Below are 4,018 nucleotides of genomic sequence, written 5' to 3' on the forward strand. Positions count from 1 at the left end.
GCCATGGCCCTGGCCTGCGAACCCGAACTGCTCATCGCCGACGAGCCCACCACCGCCCTCGACGTCACCGTGCAGGCCCACTGGTCGAAGATCTTCTCGGCGTCGGCCTCGATGCGGTCGGTGAGCTGCTCGACGTACCAGGAACCGCCCAGCGGGTCGGCCACGTTGGCGACGCCGGTCTCCTCCATGAGCACCTGCTGGGTGCGCAGCGCGATCTCGGCGGCCTGCTCGGAGGGGAGCGCGAGGGTCTCGTCGAGGGCGTTGGTGTGCAGCGAGTTGGTGCCGCCGAGGACCGCGGAGAGCGCCTCGACCGCGGTCCGTACGACGTTGTTGTACGGCTGCTGCGCGGTGAGCGAGACACCGGCGGTCTGGGTGTGGAAGCGAAGCCACTGCGCCTTGTCGGTCTTCGCCCCGTAGGTCTCCTTCATCCAGCGGGCCCAGATCCGGCGGGCCGCGCGGAACTTGGCGATCTCCTCGAAGAAGTCGAGGTGCGCGTCGAAGAAGAAGGACAGCCCGGGGGCGAAGGTGTCGACGTCCAGCCCTCGCGAGAGGCCCAGCTCCACGTATCCGAAGCCGTCGGCCAGGGTGTACGCGAGCTCCTGCGCGGCCGTCGCACCGGCCTCGCGGATGTGGTAGCCGGAGACGGAGAGCGGCTTGTAGGCGGGGATCCCGCGGGCGCAGTGCTCCATGAGGTCGCCGATGAGGCGCAGGTGGGGCTCGGGCTGGAAGAGCCACTCCTTCTGCGCGATGTACTCCTTGAAGATGTCCGTCTGGAGCGTGCCGTTGAGGACGGACGGGTCGACGCCCTGACGCTCGGCGGCGACCAGGTACATGCAGAAGACCGGGACGGCGGGTCCGCTGATGGTCATGGACGTCGTGACGTCGCCGAGCGGGATGTCCCGGAACAGCACCTCCATGTCCGCCGCGGAGTCGATGGCCACCCCGCAGTGCCCGACCTCGCCGAGCGAACGGGGGTCGTCGGAGTCGCGGCCCATCAGCGTCGGCATGTCGAACGCGACGCTCAGCCCGCCGCCACCCGCGGCGAGGATCATCTTGTAGCGCTCGTTGGTCTGCTCCGCGTTGCCGAAACCGGCGAACTGGCGGATGGTCCAGGTGCGCCCCCGGTAGCCGGTCGGGTGCAGCCCTCGGGTGAAGGGGTACTCGCCCGGCCAGCCGATCCGCTCGAAGCCCTCGTACGCGTCCCCGGGGCGGGGGCCGTACACGGGCTCGACCGGGTCTCCCGAGAGCGTCGTGAAGTCCGCGTCACGCTTGCGGGCCTTGTCGTAACGGGCCTGCCAGCGGCGGCGGCCCTCCTCGATCGCGTCAGCGTCCATACCATCGAATTTACTAGGACGTCCTAGTAAATGTCGATGGGGAACCGCCCGGTGCCTGGCACGGGGCGGTTCGGTGGGGTCGCGGGGGCGGGCCGCGACCCGTCGGTTCAGGCCTTGGCCGTCGCCGGGGAGGCGTCGGCGACCAGCGGCTCGGCCTCGCGGACGACCTTGCGCTCGACGAAGAACGCCGCCGTCGGGATGGTGCCGGAGATCAGCACCCAGAGCAGCTTGCCGACCGGCCACTTCGCCTTGGAACCGAGGTCGAAGGCGAAGACCAGGTAGATGATGTAGAGGACGCCGTGGATCTGGGAGACGACGAGCGTCAGGCCCTCGCCCGTGTCGAAGCCGTACTTGAAGACCATGCAGGTGCAGAGCACCAGCAACATGACAGCGGTGACGTAGGCCATCACCCGGTACCGGGTCAGCACACTGCGTTTCATGGCATCGAGCGTAACCGGACGCCTGCGGCGATCTTGCAGCGGGCCGGGGTACCGGAACGCCCTCGTACGGTTTCCCCGAGGCCCCGGACCGGGGGCCGCCCCACGGCTCCTCGGAGCCCCGTTCCAAGGCCCTCGCACGGTTCCCGGAGGCCCCCGTCCGGGGCCGTCCTACGGCTCCTCGAAGTCCTGGGCCGCGATCCGCAACGGCCGCAGCATGGCGAAGATCTCCGCGCACTCCTCGGCGTCGTAGACCCCGAGCCCGAACTCCATGTCGACCAGGTCCTTGGTCGCCGCCTCGACGACCTCGCGGCCCTTGTCGGTGATGGAGGCGAGGGTGCCCCGGCCGTCGTTCGGGTTCGGCCGCTTGTCCACCAGGCCGGAGCGCACCAGCCGGTCCACGGTGTTCGTGACGGACGTGGGGTGGACCATGAGCCGCTCCCCGATCTTGGACATGGGCAGCTCGCCCGCCTTGGAGAAGGCCAGCAGCACCAGCGCCTCGTACCGGGCGAAGGTCAGCCCGTACGGCTTGACCACGGCGTCGACCTCGGCGAGCAGGATCTGCTGCGCGCGCATGATCGAGGTGATCGCGGCCATCGAGGGCACCGGCCCCCAGCGCTGCTGCCAGATCTCGTCGGCGCGGGCGATGGGATCGAAGGGGAGACTGAGCGGCTTCGGCACGCAACCGACCTTACCCACTGGTCATATGGTGGTCAGCCTCGTCTCGGACTTCGGTCCGGGCTCCGTCTCGGAGTTCGGTCACGGCTCCGTCCCGGGCTTCGGTCGCGGCCGTCTCCCGGGTCCCGGGCGGGACCTCGTCCCGGGTCTCGGCCGGGTCGTGACCGGCGGGGGCGGTCCGCCGGGCCTCCCGTACCAGTGGCAGCAGGCACAGCACGCCGAGCGCTCCCGCCCCGGCGACCACGTGGTGCGCGGGGAAGAACTCGGCGGCGAGCCCGGCGAGGGCCATGCCGACACCCTGGAGCGTCATCATCCCGGCGGTGAGCACGGTCATGGCCCGGCCGCGCAGCGAGTCCGGTACGGCCGCGACGAACCACTTGTCCAGGCCGATGACGTACGCCCCGCCGACTCCCGCCAGCGCCAGGACGACCGCGGCCGGGGCCACTGCGGGGCGCAACGCGTACAGCACCAGGGGCAGCAGCTGCAGGACCGCGGCCGGCAGCACGATCGAGGAGCGCAGCCGGGGCGACAGCGCGGTGCCCACGTACAGCTCCGCCGCGATCCGGCCGACCGGCATCGCGCACATCAGCAGCCCGAGCGCGGCCGACCCGACCCCGATCTCGTCCGCGTACGGGGCGGCGAGCGCCACGGGCGCGACGAGGAACAGCGGCGGCACCCAGAACAGCAGCAACAGGGCGCGGATCCGGCGGTTCCCGAGCAGGTCGCGGGCCCCGGTGAGCGACTCCTTGAGAAGCGTGCCGCCGCCCGCTTCGGCGCCCGCGCCCGCCCTGGCCGGCCGGGCGCGGGTGCCGAAGCGGAGCAGCGCCGCCGAGCAGAGGAACGTCACGGCGGTGATGGTGATCGCGCCGCGCGGGGTCACCACGGCGAGCAGCATCCCGCCCGCGCCGAAGCCGATGAGCACGGCGCTCTGCGAGACGATCCGCAGCAGTGAGCGGCCGAGGACGTAACGGTCGCCGTCGCCCAGGATCTCGGTGAGCGCGGCCATCCGTGTCCCGGTGAAGACCGGCGACACCGCGGCGACCAGGCAGCGCAGGGCGAGCAGCCCGCCGACCGGGGTGCCCGGCAGCACCATCACCGCGACGCACGCCGCGCACACCAGATCGCAGGTGACGAGGACCCTGCGGGCGGGATACCGGTCGGCGATCCCGGCGAGGAGCGTGCCCCCGACGAGGTACGGGAGGAAACCGAGCGCGAAGGTGAGGGCGCTGAGCAGGGGCGAGCCGGTGAGGCCGTACACCAGGACGGTGAGGGCGAGTTCGCTGACGACGACACCGAGGAGGGAGAGCAGGTGCGCGGCGAAGACCGCCCGGAATTCCCGCACGGCGAAGACGGCACGGTATCCGTGAGGGGGGCGGGGGCTGTGGGGGGTGCGGTTCTCGGGCGGGGACTGCGCAGCGGTTCCGGTGTTTCTCGGCATGGGAGCAGCCTGCTGGTCCGGGGCTGCCCTTCGTAGACTTTCGGCCAGAGCCGAAAGTCTACGAAGGGCAGCACATGTCGTTCCGGTTGCACCTCGACGAGAGCGATCTGCTGCGCTGCCGGTTCGCGCTC

The 4,018-nt window shown here is 71.1% G+C and carries 4 protein-coding genes; all 4 read right to left on the bottom strand.

Annotated elements, in window-relative coordinates; genetic code table 11:
* On the bottom strand, positions 1-1,334 hold a 1,334-nt coding region (locus AMK22_RS37005), incomplete at its 3' end, for an acyl-CoA mutase large subunit family protein (RefSeq protein WP_073792120.1).
* A 107-nt stretch (positions 1,335-1,441) separates the two neighbouring features.
* The gene (locus AMK22_RS37010) at positions 1,442-1,774 is read right to left on the bottom strand and encodes a DUF3817 domain-containing protein (RefSeq protein WP_073792121.1); all 333 of its coding nucleotides are present in this window, start codon (positions 1,772-1,774) and stop codon (positions 1,442-1,444) included.
* Between the two features lie 168 nt (positions 1,775-1,942).
* Complete coding sequence (locus AMK22_RS37015) at positions 1,943-2,452, bottom strand: MarR family winged helix-turn-helix transcriptional regulator (RefSeq protein ID WP_073792123.1); 510 nt, start codon at positions 2,450-2,452, stop codon at positions 1,943-1,945.
* A 10-nt stretch (positions 2,453-2,462) separates the two neighbouring features.
* On the bottom strand, positions 2,463-3,887 hold the full coding sequence (locus AMK22_RS37020; protein ID WP_079186613.1) for an MFS transporter: 1,425 nt from the start codon (positions 3,885-3,887) through the stop codon (positions 2,463-2,465).
* Between the last annotated feature and the right edge of the window lie 131 nt (positions 3,888-4,018).

Origin of the sequence: Streptomyces sp. CB01580 (assembly GCF_001905795.1) — a bacterium.
Taxonomy (GTDB): domain Bacteria; phylum Actinomycetota; class Actinomycetes; order Streptomycetales; family Streptomycetaceae; genus Streptomyces.